The following is an 18,793-nucleotide window of genomic DNA, read 5'->3' on the forward strand; positions in this document are numbered from 1 at the left end:
GCGGCGCCGGGTTCGCCCAGCGCGACGGGCACGAGGCCGCGCGCGGCCGCGTCGGGGTAGTGGGCCAGCCACTCGCCCGCTTCGCGGCGCACCCATCGGTTGGTGTGCAAGCCCTTGGCGATCCAGCCGGCCAGCGGGTCCCATTCGATGACGGCGGCCAGCTCGAACATGGCGCGCGAGCCCTGCTTGAGCACGCGCGGCAGCCCCGGCAGCGCGGCGGCGCCGAATGCATGCAGGATGGGCCGCGCGCGCGAGACATCGTCCATGTAGTTGACAGGCGCGGGCCCGTGCGTGAACACCGCGACGGCCAGCGGCCGCGGCAGCAGCCAGATGTATTCGGCGACGCCCCAGCGCGTCTCGGGCGGCGGGCCGAAGTCTTCCGGGCCGACGTCGCGGCCCTTCACGACGTCTTCGATCAGTTCGGGGCGCAGGCCGAGCATCCACAGGGCCTTGTGCTCCTTGCCGCCGTCGCGCACGGCGGCCGGTGCGTCGGGCTGGTGGCGCGCGAATTCGGTGACCCATTCGTCGGCGCGTTCGCGCGCGATGCGGACTTCGCGCGCCAGCCAGTCGGCCTCGTCGCCCGTGGCCTGCAGGTATTGCGGCGGGCGCAGGTCGCTCCAGTGCAGCCGCGCGGTCGGCGGCAGGGGTTGCAGCGCCAGCGTTGGAATGACGGGCAGCGCCTGGCGGTTCTTCCACGGCGGGCGCCGCAGCAGCGCGGGCCAGGCGTCGGGGGCGGCGTCGGTCAAGCCGTCGGAGCCGTCTTCCTGCAGGCGCGCGAGGGTCTTGCGCTGGCTGTCGTCGCAGGCGGCCTCGAGCGGGGCTTGCCAGTCGGGGTTGGCGGCCAGCAGTTCCAGGATCAGCGCGGCGCCGGCCTGGTGGCGCGCGGGGTTGGTCGACAGCAGCTCGCGCAGCACGAACAGCGGCCAGCGCGCCGCCTGCTTGACGAGGGCGTTCTTGCAGTCGATCTGCTTGACCTGCGCCACGAAGAACCGGACCACGGTTTCGTCCTGGATGGCCAGCAGGTCGGCGACTTCGTCCTTGTGGGGGGACGGCTCGAAGAACAGCTCGGCCGCGGCGGTGCCGTGCATCTCGAGCATGCGCAGCCGGGCGGCGCGCTGCGGGTAGAAGCTGGAACGGTGGCGGCGGAAGAAGTCGAGGCTGTCGGCCAGGCCGCGCGCGTCGGACAGCAGGCCGCCGCAGTGGCCGCAGGGCCGGTCGTTGAACTGCGCGAGCGCCTCGCGCATGCCCTTGGACCACTTGACGGTGCCATCGGGCGCTGCTGCCAGACCCGTCGACTTCGATTTACCACTGCCCGCCATGCCGTCCTCCCTCGAATAGATGCGAGCGGCATTGTCGGCCAAGGCGGGCGGGCCAAAAAAGCGCCCTCGCGGGCGCTGGCGTCCTGCGGGCGGAAACCCGCCCGGCAATCGCTCAGGACTGCTTGCCCTGCAGCAAGCCGCTGAGCGAGCCCAGCAGGTCTTCGTGGTTGCCCAGGCCCTGGTCGGGCACCTTGCCATGCGGCGTGAGCTGGTCGATGAGGGCCGGCAGCATGGTCGCGAGCATGGGCAGCAGCGTTTGCGCATTGACGCCGAGCTTGGCGGCGATGCTCGCGATGGTGTCGCTGCCCAGCGCGTTCTGCAGCTGGTCGCCCGAGACCGGCTGGTTTTCTCCCTTGCCGATCCACGAGCCGATGACGTTGCCCAGGCCGGCCTGCTCGAATTTCGAGACCAGCCCGCCCAGGCCGCCCTGCCCGCCGTTGTTGGCGAGCAGGCCGCCCAGCGCGCCGGCAAGGCCGCCGAGATCGCCCAGTCCCCCAAGGCCTCCACCTTGCGGTTGCTGCTGTTGCGCAGCGCCTCCTAGCACTTGACCGAGTACCGAATCGAGCAATCCCATGGCCGTTTCCTTGGTGTGTGACAGAACCGTATGCATTGTTAAATGCCGCGGGCCTAAGCTGAAAGTTGCATTTCCACTTTCGAAGTGGCAGCGTGACAAATTACTTGGTACGCGCCGCCCGTTTGGGCAGCAGCGCGGGGCTGACCCCCTGCACGCCCACCAGACCGAGCACAGTGGCGAGCGAATTCTGCGCGCCTTTCCATGCATCTGTCATGTCAATGGACTCGCTGAGCGAATGGAATCCCGAGGCCCTGCCGCCGCCGCCGATGACGATGGCCGGAACGCCCAGCGAGATCGGCACGTTGGCGTCGGTGCTGCCGCCGCGCAGCAGCGTCTTGTGGCCGAAGGCGGCGTTCGAGCGCACGGCCGCCTCGACGATCACCGAGTCGGGCGGCGTGCGGCCCCCGGGACGGTCGCCGATGAGCTTGATGCTCGCGCTCAGCGTGTTGACGTTCCAGCGCCGGTTTTCTTCGGCCACGGCCTCGTCGACGGCCGCGAGGATCTTCTTCTCGGCGTCGAGCAGCGAGGCCATGTCGTCCGAGCGGATGTCGATGGCCATGCGCGCGTCCGGCGCGATGGTGTTGACCGAGGTGCCGCCGCCGACCGTGCCGACGGTGAAGGTGGTCTTGGGGAAGCTCGGCGTGCGCACGTCCGCGATCCTGGCGATGGCGCGGCCCATGCCGTGGATGGCGCTGGGCACCTGCCCGAACGCGCCGAAGCTGTGGCCGCCCGGGCCCTGGAAGGTGACTTCGTAGCGGTGGCTCGCCGTGGCCAGTATCAGCACGGCGCCCGGCCCCGAAGGCTCGAGCCCCACCATGCCGTCGATGTCGAGGTGGTCGCGAAAGATCGCCTTCATGCCGCGCAGGTTGCCCAGCTCTTCCTCGCCGACGTTGGCCACGAACATGAGGTCGCCCACGGTCTGGATCTTCTGGTCGTTCAGCACCTTGAGCCACGACAGCAGCACGGTCACGCCGCGGGTGTCGTCCGCGATGCCGGGGGCATGGAGCCGGCCGTCCTGTTCCCTCACCTTCACGTCGGTGCCGGCGGGGAACACGGTGTCCAGGTGGGCGGAGACCAGGAGCTTGGGCCCGTTGCCCGTGCCCTTGCGCAGGCCGACCACGTTGCCCTCGGCGTCGATCTTCGCGTGGGTCAGGCCCAGGGCCTTCATGCGGGCCAGGACGGCTTCGGCGCGCTTTTGCTCCTTGAACGGCGGCGACTCGATCTCGGTGAGCGCCTTCAGGTCTTCGACCGCGCGTTCATGGTCGGCCTTCACGGCCTCCATCAGCTTCTGGATGCGGGGCGACGCCAGCAGCTGGGCGTAGGCCTTGTCGACCTCGGGGCCGACCACCACCGGCGGCTGCGCGACGGGCGGGTGCTGGGCCCGGACGCCTTGTGCCGCGCACAGGGCGGCAAGCACGAAGGGGGCGAGACGCAGCGCGCTGGGAAGGCGAGGCATGGGAACAAATGTCCTTCTTTTGTCTTAATGAAGTAACGATTGTTTCCCAAGTGCTCCGCGTGCGCCTCGCGGAAAACACCGCCCTGGCCCGCCCTAGAGTCCGGCGAGCGACACCAGCGCGGCGAGCGCCGCCGTTTCGGCGCGCAGCACGCGTGAACCGAGGGTGACGGGGGCGAAGCCCCGGGCGATGGCTTCCTGCTCTTCGGTGCCGCTCAGGCGCCTTCGGGACCGCTCAGCACGAGGGCGCCATGGTCGCCTCCGAGCTGCACCGAGGCGATGCCCCGGGTGCCATCGGCCAGGCTCAGGATGAGGCGCGTGGCCGTGGCGTCGCCGCCTTGCGCGCCGATCCAGGCCGAGAAGCTCTGCACCGGGTGGATCACCGGCACGCGGTTGCGCCCGCACTGCTCGCAGGCCGCGACGGCAATAGCCTCCCAGTGCGCGCGCTTCTTCTCTGCGCGCTCGCCCGACAGGCGCAGCACGCCGTGGGCGGTGGCCAGCGGCTGGATGCTGGCCACGCCGAGTTCGGTGGCCTTTTCGACCAGCCAGTCCATGCGCTCGTTGGCCGGCATGCCGACCGCCAGGTGCACGGCGCGCGGCGCCTCGCGCTCCACCGGCTGATGGGCGCCGACGTTCACGGCCACGTCGCTGCGGCCCATGCGTTCGACCGTGGCCGCGTACTCGCCGCCCGCGCCGTCGAACAGCGTGAGCGCGTCGCCGGGCTGCATGCGCAGCACCTGCACATGGCGCGCGGCGCCCGGCGGCAGCGCCAGGCTGGCGCCGGCGGTCAGCGGCACGGAACAGTGAAAACGGGGCATGCTATGGAATCGATAGCTGCGAGCGACCGTTGTACGGGCGTCACAGGGTGGTGCTTTTTCAGTTTCTCTTCAGACACGGCCGTAGGCGAAGCCGGTGAGGGCCGACGTGCCCTCGACTTCGTCGATCACGCGCACCAGCGGCGTCAGTTCCATGTAGCGCCCGGCGGTGGCGCGGATGTAGGCGATGAAGCGCGGCGTGTCGGCCAGGTAGCGGGGCTTGCCGTCGCGCAGCGTGATGCGCGCGAAGATGCCGGCCACCTTCAGGTGGCGCTGCAGGCCCATCCATTCGACGGCCCGGTAGAAGGCGCCGAAGTCTTCGTCCACCGGCAGCCCGGCCTTGCGCGCGGCCACCCAGTAGCGGATGGTGATGTCGAGCACGAACTCCTCGTCCCAGCTCAGGAAGGCGTCGCGCATCAGGCTGGCGATGTCGTAGGTGATCGGGCCGTAGACCGCGTCCTGGAAGTCGAGCACGCCGAGCGCCCCCTTGGAGGGCGGCGAGGACACGCCAGTACTGAGCGTGGGGGCCGCACCCATCATCAGGTTGCGCGGCATGAAGTCGCGGTGCACGTACACGCTGGGCGACGCGAGGTTGCTGTCGACGATCAGCTTGAAGCTGCGGTCCAGGCGCTCCTTGAGCTTGCCCTCGACGGCGATGCCGCGGTGGCGGCCGATGTACCACTCGGGGAACAGGGCGAGCTCGCGCTCCAGCAGCGCGCGGTCATAGGGGGGCAGCACGCCGGGCTTGGAGGCCAGTTGCCAGCGGATCAGGGTGTCGATCGCCTCGTCGTAGAGCGGGCGGCTGGCGCCGGGCTGGGCGGGGTCGAGCACGTCCAGCATGGTCTGGCGGCCCAGGTCGTCGAGCAGCAGGAAGCCGTGGGGCCTGTCCCATTCGAGCACCGTGGGCGCGAGCACGCCGGCCTCGGCCATCAGTTTCGCCACCTGCACGAAGGGGTCGCTGTTCTCCTTGTCCGGCGGGGCGTCCATCACGATGCGCGTGGGGGCCGCCGGGTCGGTGGTGTCGACACGGAAGTAGCGGCGAAAGCTCGCGTCGACCGAGGCGAGCCGGACCGTGTCCGGCAGCAGGCGGTGGGCGGGGGCGATGCCGGCCAGCCAGCCCCGGAACACTTCGGCCCGTTTCGGATCTGTCCAGAGAATGGGCTCGGCGGGACTTGGGGCCAATGAGGCCGGGGGCGGGGGTGCTGTCATGGATAATCGATTCTACAAATCCGCCTGGCGCGGCAATCCCCCTTGGCCGGCTGCCGGCCGATGCGGGTTGCTGCCGGCCCCTGCAACCCGCCGGCCTGCCGCGCCGTCCCCCGACGATTTTTCGTTCCGAACCGATGCCTACGACCCAACGCCCTCACGCTTGGCACCTTGTGCGCTCGCTGCCCTCCCCCGGAGAGTCGCGGGCTTTCCTCGGAACGGCCGGGCGGGAGGCTTGATGAGCCGACGCGAGACCTTGCAGCGCCTGCGGCGCGCCAGCCCGCCCTTGCCTCTGGCCGTGCTGTCCCTGGCGCTGCTGCAGGCACACGGTGCCTCTTATGCCCAGTCGCCCGTCAACCTCGACGGGCCGCTCACGCTCAAGCGCACGCCGCTGCTGACGGAAATCATCCCGCCTTCGGAACGCGGCCAACTGCCCAGCCTTGTCACCGGCGACCGCATTTCCGGCCGGCCGGACCTGGACACCATCGTTGAAGGCAATGCCGCGCTGCGGCGCGGCGCGCTCGGCATCACCGCCGACCGCCTCGAGTACTACCAGCCCAATGACCTCGCCAAGGCCACCGGCAACGTGCGGGTCAACCAGGGCGGCAATGTCTACGAAGGGCCGGAGCTGCAGCTCAAGCTCGAGACCTTCGAAGGCTTCTTCAACAACGTGCGCTACAAGTTCCTGGCGAACGAAGCGCACGGCGAGGCGCAGCGCATCGACTTCGTCGACGCCAACGTGTCGGTGGCCCGCCAGGCCACCTACACCACCTGCCGCCGCGAAGATTTCCCCGGCTGGATGCCGGCCTGGCTGCTGACCGCGACCACGCTGACCACCGACACCGAGGAAAACGAAGGCGTGGCCAAGAATGCGCGGCTGAGCTTCATGGGCATCACCACGCCGCCCATTCCGAGCGTGAGCTTTCCGCTGTCCAGCGAACGCAAGAGCGGCCTGCTGCCGCCCACGATCGGCATCGACAACACCAACGCATCGAGATCTCGCAGCCGTACTACTGGAACATCGCGCCCAACCGCGACGCCACGATCACGCCGACGCTCATGAGCAAGCGCGGCATCGACTTCAGCAACGAGTTCCGCTACCTGGAGAAGGGCTACAGCGGCGACATTCGCTTCGACCTGATGGGCAGCGACCGGCTGGTGGGGCAGCGCTACAACGAGCTGCGCAGCAGTCAGTTGCAACAGCTGATGAGCGGGCAGATCCAGGCCAAGGATCTGACTTTCGGCAACCCGCCTGGCAGCAGCAAGCGATGGGGTCTATGGGCCACACACCACCAGGACTTCGACGCCAAGGCGTTGGGTCTGGACACGCTGGCCGCCAACATCAGCATCAACCGCGTGAGCGACAACGACTACTGGCGGGATTTCACGCGCACGCCAACGCTCTCGCAGCGCCAGCTGGGCAACGATGCTTCGTTGAGCTGGAGCAAGGACGACTGGAGCGGCGCGATCCGCGCGCTCAAGTACCAGAACCTGCAATACAACCTGGCGCCCATCACGCCGGCCTATGACCGCCTGCCCCAGATCACGGCCAACTACAACAAGTACGACTGGCACGGCTTCGACGTCTCGCTCAACCTCGACTACACGCGCTTTCGGGTCAACACGATCCTGAGCGGCCAGCCGGGCTTCGACATCAACCAGCAATCGCAACCCGACGGCGACCGCGCCTCGGCCATCGCGTCGATCAGCCGGCCCTTCATCACGCCGAGTTCGTTCGTGATTCCGAAGCTGATGCTGAACACGGCGTCGTACAGCTACTACCTGCCGCAGACGGACATCCCCAAGCTCACGGTCAACGGCACGCAGTACGTGGGCGGCATCCCCTACAACCCGAACTCGCTGTATTTCTTCCCGACGTCCAGCAGCCGGACGGTGCCGACCTTCAGCCTGGACAGCGGCCTGATCTTCGAACGCGACGCCAGCTATTTCGGCCGCGCGTTCCGCCAGACCCTGGAGCCGCGCGCCTACTACGTCTACACGCCGTACCGCAACCAGAGCATGCTGCCGAACTACGATTCGGCCGCCAACGACTTCAGCTTCGCGACCATCTACACCGAGAACGCGTTCTCGGGCGGCGACCGCATCTCGGACACCAACGCCCTCACGCTCGGCGTGACCTCCCGCCTGATCGACCCCGACACCGGCGTCGAGGCGGCCCGCTTCGGCATTGCGCAGCGGCTGCGCTTCAGCGACCAGAGGGTCACGCTGCCCGGCGGCACGGCCGTGACCGACCGCGCGAGCGATCTGCTGGTCGGCGCCCAGATCAACTGGACGCGCAAGTGGAGCGTGGACACCGTCGTCCAGTACAACCCCGACACGCGCAAGTCGGAGCGCTCGGCCATCAGCGCCCGCTACAACCCCGAGCCGTACCACAACCTGAGCGCGGCCTTCCGCTACCAGGCGCCCAGCACGCCGACCGCGACCGACGGCAGCAAGTCCTTCGACGTGGGCTGGCAATGGCCCATCAACGATCTCTGGGGCGACAAGGGCAAGAACCTGGGGCCCGGCAAGGGCCAGGGCGGCGGACGCTGGTATGCGGTCGGTCGCTTGAACTACAGCCTGCAGGACAAGAAGCTCACCGACGGCGTGCTCGGCTTCGAGTACGACGGCTGCTGCTGGATCGGCCGCGTGGTGCTGCAACGCACCACCACCGGCCTGGTGACGGCGAACACCCGCATCATGTTCCAGCTCGAATTTGTCGGCTTCTCCAGCATCGGCTCCAGCCCGATGCAGGCCTTGCGGCAGAACATCCAGCGCTACGAACCCCTGCGCCAACCGGGCGAAGCACCAAGCCGCTTCACCAATTACGACTGAGACGACTGACTGAGCTACGCCATGAAACACATCCGTTCCATCATCACCCTGGGCTGCCTCGCGGCAATGGCTGCAACGGCGGGCGCGCAAGGCTTCCGCTCCGGCGGCGGCATCACGGACATCATGCGCGCCGGTCCGCGCCTCGGGCCGCCGGCGGCGCGTCCGTCGACCGCGCCCGCCGCGGTGCCGACACAACGCGCGGCGGAGTTCATCGTCGCGCTGGTCAACTCGGAGCCGATCACCAACACCGACGTGCTGAAGCGGGTGGATCGTCTGGTCAAGGAAAATCCGGACGCCGAACGCGTGCCGCGCAACGAACTCACGCGGCTCGTGCTCGACCGCCTGATCACCGAGCGCGCCCAGTTGCAGCTGGCCAAGGAAAACGGCATCAAGGTCGACGACGTGGCGGTCGACCAGGCTGAGCAGACGGTGGCGCGCCAGAATGAAATCAGCCTGACCGAACTGCGCCGCCGCGTGGCGGCCGAAGGCATCTCGCAGCCGGAATTCCGCAGCGACCTGCGCGACCAGCTGCTGCTCACGCGCCTGCGTGACCGCGAGGTCGAGGCGAAGGTCAAGGTCAGCGATTCCGAGGCTGACGAATACCTCGTCGACCAGCGCAACGTGAGCGTCAAGAACGCGGCGCTGCAGAACCTGAACCTGGCGCAAGTGCTCGTCGCCCTGCCCGAGACCGCCACCGATGCCCAGATCGCCACGGCCCAGCAGAAGGCGCAGAGCATCGCCCAGCGCGCCCGCGCCGGCGAAGACTTCGCCAAGCTGGTGCGCGAGAACTCCGATTCGCCCGACCGTGAAAACGGCGGCGCCATCGGCATGCGCACCGCCGACCGCTACCCGCCGCTGTTCGTCGATGCCGTGCAATCGACCGCGGTGAACGGCATTGCCGGGCCCGTGCGCTCCAGTGCCGGCTTCCATGTGCTGAAGGTCCTGGCCAAGTCGCAGCTGGGCTCGGCGGACGCGACCGTCACGCAGACGCAGGTGCGCCACATCCTGCTGCTCAACGACCCCAAGCGCACCACGGCGCAGGCCGTTGCACAGCTGGCGGAATTCAAGCGCCGCCTGCAGGCCGGCACGGCCGATTTCGCCGGCCTGGCCCGCGACAACTCGCAGGACGCCAGTGCCAAGGAAGGCGGCGAGCTCGGCTGGTCGCGCCCCGGCCAGTTCGTGCCCGAGTTCGAGGAAGCCATGGACCGGCTCTCCCCCGGCCAGATCAGCGATCCCGTGGTGTCGCGCTTCGGCGTGCACCTGATCCAGGTGGAAGGTCGCCGCGACGCCAAGCTGAGCCAGTCCGAGCAGCGCGAAGCCGCGCGGGCCGCGCTGCGCGAAAAGCGCGTCGAGGAAGCCTTCTCCACCTGGGTGCAGGAAGTGCGCGCCCGCGCCTACGTCGAGTACCGCGAACCGCCGCAATCCTGATCCGATGGCACACATTGCCAGGAAGCGGTTCGGACAGCACTTTCTGTCCGATGGGGGAATCATCGATGCGATCGTGCGCGAGATCGCGCCGCAGCCGGGCGATGCCATGGTCGAGATCGGGCCGGGGCTTGCCGCGCTGACGCAGCCGCTGGTCGAGCGGCTCGGCCGGCTGACCGTGATCGAGCTCGACCGCGACCTCGCCAAGCGCCTGCGCGAGCACGCGCAGCTCGAGGTGATCGAGTCCGACGTGCTGAAGGTCGACTTCGCCGAACTGGCCGCGCGCTTTCCCGCCAAACCGCTGCGCGTGGTGGGCAACCTGCCCTACAACATCTCCACCCCCATCCTGTTCCACCTGCTGGGCTATGCCCATCTGATCGCCGACCAGCATTTCATGCTGCAAAAGGAGGTGATCGACCGCATGGTGGCCAAGCCCGCCACCTCAGACTACAGTCGCCTGAGCGTGATGCTGCAGTGGCGCTACGACATGGCGAACGTGCTGTTCGTGCCGCCCGAGAGCTTCGACCCGCCGCCGCGCGTGGACAGCGCCGTGGTGCGGATGGTGCCGCTCGCCACGCCGCCGGCGGTCGATGCCGCCCGCCTGGGCGAGATCGTGCAGGTGGCCTTCAGCCAGCGTCGCAAGCTGCTGCGCCACACGCTGGGCAAGTGGCTGGAGGCGCACGGTTTTTCGGGCGAATTCAATGTCCAGCGGCGGGCCGAGGAAGTGCCCGTCGACGAATACGTCGCTTTGGCCCAGGCCGTTGCCCCATGAAAAAAGCCCGTCGACGACGGGCTTTCTTTTTGGCGGGCCGATTGCGGCCCTATGCGCCGGCGCTTATGCGGCGGCGAGCCAGTAACCCGCGTTGAACGGGCTGCTCATGCGCAAGGCGAGCGGCGAAACGTCGACCAGTTTGTCGGTCGGCATTTTTTCGCGGCCGGCTCGGTGCTGGCGCTTGCTTCCGCGGTTGCGGTCGTGCTCTTGACTTCGATGCCATCGAGGGTTTCAGCGTTCGGCTGAGCCTCGTTCGCCCGTTCTGCTTGGCTGGTAGATGCAGAACGGGCTACAGAAAAGAATAGAAGCAGCGGAACGGGACCTTGCGATCGCCCCAGTAGTCCGAGGCGTCGCGGAAGATGTCGAGCAGCTGCTCGCGCGCTTCCTTGTCGAACTTGGCATTGGCCGGAATCTGTTCCAGCACGATGACGAAACCCGGCTGCGGGCCCGATTTATGCAACGGGTCGGTCATGCAGTCGTACAGCGCGTCGAAGTTCTTCCCGAAGTGGGCCGGGAACGTGAACTGCTGCGCGATCAGGTCGAGCACGTCCTGCTTGGTCTGGGCGTTGCCCAGGTTGGCATACAGGAAGTGCTGGCCGGCTGCGTTGGCAGCGTCCTGCAGGTCGTTCACGCGGAACGCGCGGATCGATTGCACGATGTTCGGGCGTACGGCACGAAGGGATAAGGTCATCTCCGCTGGTCTTTCCATAGTCATCATCATTTCTTCGGGGCGCTTCGGGGCGCCGCTCAGGTCGTTTTCATCGCTCATGGTGCAATCCGTCTGAAACTCGCGTAGTGGTCCGCCGTGTACCAGCAGGCCTCGGGCGCCGTGCGCTGTTCACCGCCGCAGACGATCCGGCGTGCACCACGATTGCGCGAGCCGGGCGTTTGCACCGTGTACTCGCGGTAGTGGCCACGGCGTGCCGCAGGCAGGAGACGCTCGCGATTGCCAAATACAACGCCGTCTTTTTCGTAGCGGAACGGACCGCCGCCGAGAATGGCCTGGTAGGTCTGCTGGCCTTGCACCGGCAAGTCGGACAGTGCAATTGTTTCCTCGGCGGACGTTTTTCCTGCGCCGAACCATCCTCGGGCCTCGGCCCCGGTCGTCAACGCGACCAGCATCAGGCTGGTAAGCGCAAACTTTGTGACAGAGGACGTGATCGAGGCGTAAGCCGCCATGGGGCACCACAAGAAAAGAGCGGGGGATTCGAATTGGCGTTCAACCTCGGGGTTAACCCGCAAATTCAAGCCCGCGAGTGTGCACCACGCTGGCGAAAATAGCAAGCGACTGCTCAAAGTTTGAGCAGTCGCAGGGGCTTCGAATGGCAATTTAAGTTGGCGGCCACTCTCGCCGAAGCGCCTACCTTTCGGCGTTTGCGTCAGCCACGGTCAAGGCTGTCATGTTCACGATCCGGCGAACAGTCGCGCTGGCCGTGAGAATGTGCACAGGTTTGGCCGCGCCGAGCAGAACCGGGCCGATGGCGATGTTGCCGCCGGCGGCCGTCTTGAGCAGGTTGTACGAAATGTTCGCCGCGTCGATGTTCGGAAAAACCAACAGATTGGCATCGCCCGCCAGCGCGCTGTGCGGCATGACGACCGCGCGCTGCTTGCTGTCCAGCGCCACGTCGCCGTGCATTTCGCCGTCCACCTCGAGCCAGGGCGCCTGCACGCGCAGCAGGTCGAGCGTCTTGCGCATCTTGATGGCGCTGGGCTCGTTGCTGGTGCCGAAGTTCGAATGCGACAGCAGCGCGGCCTTCGGTTTCAGGCCGAAACGCATCATTTCCTCGGCCGCCATCGTGGTGATCTCGGCCAGTTCCTCGGGCGAGGGGTCGTAGTTGACGTGCGTGTCGACCAGGAACACCTGGCGGTCGGGCAGCAGCAGGCCGTTCATGCAGGCGTACACCGGCACGTCCTGCGGCGTGCTTTCGCAGCCGCCGGGGCGCTTGCCGATCACCTGGTCGATGTAGTGCAGGTGGATCAGCGTGGTGCCCCAGGTACCGCAGATCATGCCGTCGACCTCGTCCTTGTGCAGCAGCATCGCGCCGATCAGCGTGAGGCGGCGGCGCATCTCGATCTTCGCGACCTGGGCCGTGATGCCCTTGCGCTCGGTCATGCGGTGGTAGGTCTGCCAGAAGTCGCGGTAGCGATGGTCCTGCTCGACGTTGACCACGTCGTAGTCGAACTCTTCGCGCAGCCGCAGGCCGAATTTCTCGATGCGCTGGGCGATGATGGCCGGGCGCCCGATCAGCGTCGGGCGGGCGATGCCCTCGTCGACCACGATCTGCGCGGCGCGCAGCACGCGCTCTTCCTCGCCCTCGCAGTACGCCACGCGCTTCTTCGAGGCGCGCCGGGCGGTCTCGAAGATCGGCTTCATCGTGGTGCCCGAGGCGTAGACGAAGCTCTGCAGCTTGTCGCGGTAGGCGTCCATGTCCTTGATCGGCCGCGTGGCGACGCCGCTTTCCTCGGCGGCCTTGGCCACGGCCGGCGCGATCTTCATCATCAGGCGCGGATCGAAGGGCTTCGGAATCAGGTATTCGGGGCCGAACGACAGCTTTTCACCGACGTAGGCGGCGGCCACGCGCTCGCTCTGCTCGGCCTGCGCCAGGTCGGCAATGGCGTGCACCGCGGCGATTTCCATTTCGTCGGTGATCGTGGTCGCGCCCGAGTCGAGCGCGCCGCGGAAGATGTACGGGAAGCACAGGACGTTGTTGACCTGGTTCGGGTAGTCGGTGCGGCCGGTGGCCATGATCACGTCGTCGCGCACCGCGTGGGCGTCTTCGGGCGCGATTTCGGGGTTCGGGTTGGCCAGCGCGAAGATCACGGGCTTGGACGCCATCTTCGCGACCATGTCGGCCTTCAGCACGCCGCCGGCCGACAGGCCGAGGAACACGTCGGCGCCGACGATCACCTCCGACAGCTTGCGCATGTCGGTCTTTTGCATGTACTGGCGCTTGTCGTCGTCCATCAGCTCTTCGCGGCCTTCGTAGACCACGCCGGCCAGGTCGGTGACGAACACGTTCTCGCGCTTCAGGCCGACCTTGAGCAGCAGGTTCAGGCAGGCCAGCGCCGCGGCGCCCGCGCCCGAGGTCACCAGCTTGACCTCGGCGATGTTCTTGCCCGCCACCTTCAGGCCGTTGACCATGGCCGCCGCCACGGTGATGGCCGTGCCGTGCTGGTCGTCGTGGAACACCGGGATCTTCATGCGCTTGCGCAGCTCGCGCTCCACGTAGAAGCAGTCCGGGGCCTTGATGTCTTCCAGGTTGATGGCGCCGAAGGTCGGCTCCAGCGACGCGATGATCTCGACCAGCTTGACCGGGTCCTTCTCGTCGATCTCGATGTCGAACACGTCGACGCCGGCGAACTTCTTGAACAGGACGCCCTTGCCTTCCATCACCGGCTTGGAGGCCAGCGGGCCGATGTCGCCCAGGCCCAGCACGGCGGTGCCGTTGCTGATCACGCCGACCAGGTTGCCGCGCGAGGTGTACTTGAACGCGTTGGCCGGGTCCTTGACGATTTCCTCGCAGGGCGCGGCCACGCCGGGCGAGTAGGCCAGCGACAGGTCGCGCTGGTTGACCATCTGCTTGGTCGCCGCGATGGCGATCTTGCCGGGAACGGGAAACTCGTGGTACTCGAGGGCGGCACGGCGCAGCTCGGCGCGTTTGTCTTCGGGCGTGGGAGTCGAGGACGTCGAAGGGGTCGAGGGGGTCGAATCGGACATGTGCCTGTAGCTCCTGGTGGCGCTTCTTCTGGGGGCGCCGATTGTAGACCTCGCTTCGGCATGCCCTGGGCAGAGGCCATACGCCGCATGGGTGGGGTCACCCATGACCAAAAGCACGGGCGCGCCGTCAAGTCGCTGTGGCAATATGCACAGTTCGGACAAAACCTGAAAAAACCTGAAGAGGAGCAACCATGGCCCTGATGGATTTCATCAAGAAACAGTTCATCGACATCATCCAGTGGACCGAGACCGGCGATGGCACGCTGGCCTGGCGTTTCCCGATGGCGGACATGGAAATCCAGAACGGTGGCTCGCTCACCGTTCGCGAATCGCAGGTGGCGGTTTTCGTCAACGAAGGCAAGGTGGCCGACGTGTTCGGCCCCGGCATGTACAAGCTCACGACGCAGACGCTGCCCGTGCTCACGTACCTGAAGAACTGGGACAAGCTCTTCGAGTCCCCCTTCAAGAGCGACGTCTACTTCTTCAGCACCCGCCAGCAGGTCGACCAGAAGTGGGGCACGCCCCAGCCGATCACCATCCGCGACAAGGACTTCGGCGCCGTGCGTCTGCGGGCCTTCGGCAACTACAGCTTCCGCATCGGCGATGCCAAGCTGTTCCACACCGAAATCTCGGGCACGCGCGACATCTATTCGGTGGCCGACCTCGACGGCCAGCTGCGCGGCCTGGTGCTGCAGAACATCAGCAACGCCATCGCTTCCAGCGGCGTGCCCTTCCTCGACCTGGCGGCCAACCAGATCCAGTTCGCGCAGGCGCTGGCCGCGCAACTGGTGCCCGAGTTCGAGAAGATCGGCATCAAGCTCGAGAACATCACGGTCCAGAACGTCTCGCTGCCCGAAGAGCTGCAGAAGATCCTCGACCAGAAGATCGGCATGGGCATGGTCGGCAACGACATGGGCAAGTTCATGCAGTACCAGACGGCGCAGGCCATTCCCAAGTTCGCCGAAGGCGCGGCGGGTGGCGGCGGCATCGCGGGCGACGCCATGGGCCTGGGCGCCGGCGTGGCGCTGGGCCAGGTGCTGGCGCAGAACCTCGCGCAGGGCCTGAGCCCGAACGCGGCGGCCCAGGCGGCCGCCACGCAGCAGCAACCGGCCGTGGCCGTGGTGAGCCCCACCGACGTGATGACCACGCTCGAGAAGCTCGGCGAACTCAAGACCAAGGGCATCCTGACGCAGGAAGAGTTCGACGCCAAGAAGGTCGAACTGCTGAAGAAGCTGGTCTAACCCCCAGCTTCGCGCACTTCGTGTCGCTTCTCCTCCCCCCTTGCAGGGGGCGATACCAGCGGCCCGGCATAGCCGGTTCCGCGGTATCCCCCGCCTTGTTCGTCGTGTTTCCAGCTGTGCGCCATGGCTGAGGAAACCGGCAACCAACGCTACTACCGCGCGCCCTGCCCCGGCTGCGGCGCGCCGGTCGAATTCCGCTCGGCGCAATCGACGCATGCGGTCTGCCCCTACTGCCAGAGCACCGTCGTGCGCCAGGGCGACACGCTCGCGCGCACCGGCAAGATGGCCGAGCTGTTCGACGACTTCAGCCCGTTGCAGCTGTTTGCCGCGGGCCGCATCCAGGACAAGCCGTTCACCCTGATCGGCCGGTTGCAGTACACCTACCCCGGCGGCCGCTGGACCGAGTGGATCGCCGCGCTCGACGGCGACCGCACCGGCATCCTCAGCGAGGACAACGGCGCCTACGTCTTCGCGCTGCCGCTCGAGCTGCAGCGCGCCGCGCCGCCGCCCGGCGAACTGCGCGTGGGCGCCACCAGCGCCTTCAACGGCCAGAGCTACACCGTCTCGTCGAACGAACAGGTCGCGCTGACCTCGGCGCAGGGCGAACTGCCGCACCTGCCCGAACTGGGCCGCCCCTTCGCGATGGTCGAGCTGCGCAACGACAAGGGGCTGGTGCTCAGCCTCGACTACGGCACGCAGCCGCCCACCTCGTACCTCGGGCGCTCGGTGCAACTCGAAGACCTGCAGCTCACCGGCCTGCGCGAGGAATCCGCCAAGGACGAAAAGGGCCGCAGCTTCAACTGCCCCAACTGCGGCTCGCCCGTCACCGTCAACCTGGCCGACAGCAAGAGCATCACCTGCCGCTCGTGCAACAGCATCATCGACCTGTCGCAAGGCATCGGCGGCGAGCTCAAGCACGCCACGCAGGACGAACCCGTGCGCCCGCTCATCGCGCTGGGCGCCATGGGCCAGCTGCAGGGCGCGCAGTGGCAGGTGGTCGGCTTCCAGCACCGCATGGGCACCGAACCCGGCGACGACGAGCAGTTCGGCTGGGACGAGTACCTGCTCTACAACAAGAAGCGCGGCTTCAGCTTCCTGGTCGACGCCGAAGACGGCTGGAGCCTCGTCAAGCCCACCACCGGCGCGCCGGTGATGGCCGAGAACGGCAGCACCGCCACCTACCTCAACAAGCGCTACCAGCAGCAGTACGCCTACAACGCCGAGACCAGCTACGTGGCGGGCGAGTTCTACTGGCAGGTCGAGCGCGGGCAGAAAACCTTCAACCGCGACTTCGCCAGCGGCCCCGCGCTGCTGTCGATGGAGCGCTCGGCCAACGAGCTCACGTGGTCGTCGGGCATCAAGCTGGACAGCGGCGTGGTCGCCACGGCGTTCAAGCTCGACGCCAAGAAGGACATGTTCAAGCGCGCCGACGCGCTGCCCGTGAGCGCGGCCGCCTCGAAGATGGGCTGCGGCACCATCATCCTCATCATCGTGGTGATCATCATCCTGCTGATCATCCTGAGCACCTGCAGCAGCAGTGGCGGCTCGTCGGGCGGCTCGCGCAGCTCGGGCGGCTCCTACGGCGGTTATTCGAGCGGCGGCGGCCACAAATGACGAAGATGCGCGTGATGTCTCTTACTACTACGACTGGAGGTCCCCATGGGATTTGAATGGCTGAAACCGGGCGTGGTCCTCGGATCGCTCGTGTACGCGCTGATCGGCGTCGTGATCTTCTGGCTCTGCTTCCTGATCATCGACAAGATCACGCCCTATGACCTGTGGGGCGAGATCGTCGAGAAGCAGAACGTGGCGCTGGGGCTGGTGGTTGCCGCGATGAGCTTGGGTATCAGCATCATCGTCGCCGCAGCAATCCATTGAGCGACGCGGCCTTGCCCGCGCGCACCCCGGATGCGCGGGGGCCGCAACCCGTCGAAGTCGCGCTGCTGGCCAGCGTGTTCGTGGTCGCCGCCTGCGGGCTGGTCTACGAACTGAGCGCGGCCGCGCTGAGCAGCTACCTGCTCGGCGACTCGGTGCTGCAGTTCAGCACCATCATCGGCACCTACCTGTTCGCGATGGGCGTGGGCTCCTGGCTCTCGCGCTACTTCGATCGCCAGCTGCCGGCGCACTTTCTTCGCATCGAGCTGATGGTCGCGCTGATCGGCGGCGCGCTGCCGGCGATCCTGTTCCTGGCCAATGCCTATGTGCCGGGCGCCTTCCGGCTGCTGCTGTACGGCCTCGTGATGGTCGTAGGCACGCTCGTGGGCCTGGAGATTCCGCTGGTGATGCGCATCCTGAAGCGCAACATCGTGCTCAAGAACCTGGTGTCGCAGGTGCTGACCTTCGACTACCTCGGCGCGCTCGCCGTGTCGGTGGCGTTCCCGCTCATCCTGGTGCCGCAGCTGGGCATGATCCGCACCGGCCTGCTGTTCGGCTTCATGAACGCCGCAGTGGCGGTGTGGGCGCTATGGCTGTTCCGCCATGAACTGCGCCGCATCGGCGCGCATGCACTGGCCTGCTTCCTGTCGCTGGCCGCGCTGCTCGCGGGCTTTGTCTGGGCCGACCACATCACCACGCTGGCCGAAGACAAGTTCTACCAGGACCACATCGTGTTCAGCGCCACCTCGCCCTACCAGCGCATCGTGGTCACGCGCGGGCTGCTCGGGCACCGGCTGTTCCTGAACGGCAACCTGCAGTTCGCCGAGCGCGACGAGTACCGCTATCACGAGGCGCTGGTGCACCCGGTGATGGCCGCGCAAGGCGCGCCGAAGAAGGTCGCGGTGCTCGGCGGCGGCGACGGCATGGCCGTGCGCGAAATCCTCAAGTACCCGTCGGTCGAGTCGGTCACGCTTGTGGAGCTCGACCCGAACATGACCAAGCTCTTCACCGAGCATGAAACGCTGGCCACGCTCAACGGCCATTCGCTCTCGTCGCCCAAGGTGAAGATCGTCAACACCGACGCCTTCCAGTGGCTGCAGCAGCCCGGCGACATGTTCGACGTGATCGTGGTCGACTTCCCCGACCCGACCAACTTCGCCATCGGCAAGCTCTACACCAACAGCTTCTACGCGCTGCTCGAAAAGCGCCTGTCGGCCAGCGGCTACGCGGTGATCCAGACCACCTCGCCGCTGGTGGCGCGCAAGAGCTACTGGACCGTGGCGACCACCATCGAATCGGTGGGCCTCACGGCCACGCCGTACCACGCGCACGTGCCCAGCTTCGGCGAGTGGGGCTACATCATCGCGAGCCGCCGGCCGTACCGCATGCCCGATGCGCTGCCGCCGGGCCTGCGCTTCCTGTCGCCTTCCACGCTGCCGCTGATGTTCGACTTTCCGCTCGACATGGCGCGCGTGCCCACCGAAGTGAACCGGCTGTCGAACCAGATCCTCGTCACCACCTATGAGCAGGAGTGGGGCAAGGTCATGGCGCACTAGCCTG

At 67.1% G+C, this 18,793-nt stretch carries 12 protein-coding genes and 3 pseudogenes; 7 read left to right on the forward strand and 8 right to left on the reverse strand.

The features are described 5' to 3' along the window. The 5 genes and pseudogenes from BMG07_RS23060 to BMG07_RS23080 all read right to left on the reverse strand — a co-directional run. A pseudogene (locus BMG07_RS23060) lies at positions 1-1,361 on the reverse strand (DUF4132 domain-containing protein); the annotation flags it as partial. 70 nt (positions 1,362-1,431) lie between these two features. Beyond that, positions 1,432-1,893, reverse strand: coding sequence for a YidB family protein (locus tag BMG07_RS23065; RefSeq protein WP_198086497.1), 462 nt, complete (start codon positions 1,891-1,893; stop codon positions 1,432-1,434). Between the two features lie 100 nt (positions 1,894-1,993). Further along, positions 1,994-3,349, reverse strand: coding sequence for a M20/M25/M40 family metallo-hydrolase (locus tag BMG07_RS23070; protein ID WP_198086498.1), 1,356 nt, complete (start codon positions 3,347-3,349; stop codon positions 1,994-1,996). 93 nt (positions 3,350-3,442) lie between these two features. Beyond that, a pseudogene (locus tag BMG07_RS23075) lies at positions 3,443-4,164 on the reverse strand (16S rRNA (uracil(1498)-N(3))-methyltransferase). Positions 4,165-4,233: 69 nt separating this feature from the next. After that, entirely contained in the window at positions 4,234-5,370 is a 1,137-nt protein-coding gene (locus tag BMG07_RS23080; protein ID WP_198086499.1) for an aminoglycoside phosphotransferase family protein, read from the reverse strand. Between the two features lie 235 nt (positions 5,371-5,605). Between BMG07_RS23080 and BMG07_RS23085 the strand changes: the two are divergent. The 3 genes and pseudogenes from BMG07_RS23085 (at position 5,606) to rsmA (ending at position 10,399) form a co-directional block, all read left to right on the forward strand. Beyond that, positions 5,606-8,202: pseudogene (locus tag BMG07_RS23085) on the forward strand (LPS-assembly protein LptD). 21 nt (positions 8,203-8,223) lie between these two features. Next, positions 8,224-9,630: a peptidylprolyl isomerase gene (locus tag BMG07_RS23090; RefSeq protein ID WP_198086500.1), complete on the forward strand. Its 1,407-nt coding sequence runs from the start codon at positions 8,224-8,226 to the stop codon at positions 9,628-9,630. A 4-nt stretch (positions 9,631-9,634) separates the two neighbouring features. Further along, the gene (gene rsmA / locus BMG07_RS23095; RefSeq protein WP_198086501.1) at positions 9,635-10,399 is read left to right on the forward strand and encodes a 16S rRNA (adenine(1518)-N(6)/adenine(1519)-N(6))-dimethyltransferase RsmA; all 765 of its coding nucleotides are present in this window, start codon (positions 9,635-9,637) and stop codon (positions 10,397-10,399) included. 289 nt (positions 10,400-10,688) lie between these two features. Here rsmA and BMG07_RS23105 read toward each other — a convergent pair whose 3' ends face one another. The 3 genes from BMG07_RS23105 to BMG07_RS23115 all read right to left on the reverse strand — a co-directional run bounded on the left by BMG07_RS23105 (position 10,689) and on the right by BMG07_RS23115 (position 14,117). Beyond that, the gene (locus tag BMG07_RS23105) at positions 10,689-11,114 is read right to left on the reverse strand and encodes a barstar family protein (protein WP_086011111.1); all 426 of its coding nucleotides are present in this window, start codon (positions 11,112-11,114) and stop codon (positions 10,689-10,691) included. A 50-nt stretch (positions 11,115-11,164) separates the two neighbouring features. Next, on the reverse strand, positions 11,165-11,578 hold the full coding sequence (locus tag BMG07_RS23110) for a ribonuclease domain-containing protein (RefSeq protein ID WP_198086502.1): 414 nt from the start codon (positions 11,576-11,578) through the stop codon (positions 11,165-11,167). A gap of 181 nt (positions 11,579-11,759) precedes the next feature. After that, positions 11,760-14,117, reverse strand: coding sequence for an NADP-dependent malic enzyme (locus tag BMG07_RS23115; RefSeq protein ID WP_198086503.1), 2,358 nt, complete (start codon positions 14,115-14,117; stop codon positions 11,760-11,762). A 191-nt stretch (positions 14,118-14,308) separates the two neighbouring features. Here BMG07_RS23115 and BMG07_RS23120 point away from each other — a divergent pair, with 191 nt between their 5' ends. From BMG07_RS23120 to BMG07_RS23135, 4 genes are all read left to right on the forward strand, one after another. Continuing rightward, the gene (locus BMG07_RS23120) at positions 14,309-15,358 is read left to right on the forward strand and encodes an SPFH domain-containing protein (RefSeq protein WP_198086504.1); all 1,050 of its coding nucleotides are present in this window, start codon (positions 14,309-14,311) and stop codon (positions 15,356-15,358) included. Positions 15,359-15,481: 123 nt separating this feature from the next. Next, positions 15,482-16,972, forward strand: coding sequence for a DUF4178 domain-containing protein (locus BMG07_RS23125; protein ID WP_198086505.1), 1,491 nt, complete (start codon positions 15,482-15,484; stop codon positions 16,970-16,972). 45 nt (positions 16,973-17,017) lie between these two features. Next, a complete protein-coding gene (locus BMG07_RS23130; protein WP_019653703.1) occupies positions 17,018-17,236 on the forward strand; it encodes a DUF350 domain-containing protein in 219 nt (72 codons plus the stop codon). A gap of 11 nt (positions 17,237-17,247) precedes the next feature. Next, a complete protein-coding gene (locus tag BMG07_RS23135) occupies positions 17,248-18,789 on the forward strand; it encodes a polyamine aminopropyltransferase (protein ID WP_198086506.1) in 1,542 nt (513 codons plus the stop codon). The last annotated feature ends 4 nt before the right edge of the window (positions 18,790-18,793 follow it).

It is taken from the genome of Variovorax sp. E3 (assembly GCF_016082275.1).
In the GTDB taxonomy this organism is placed as follows: Bacteria; Pseudomonadota; Gammaproteobacteria; order Burkholderiales; family Burkholderiaceae_C; genus Variovorax.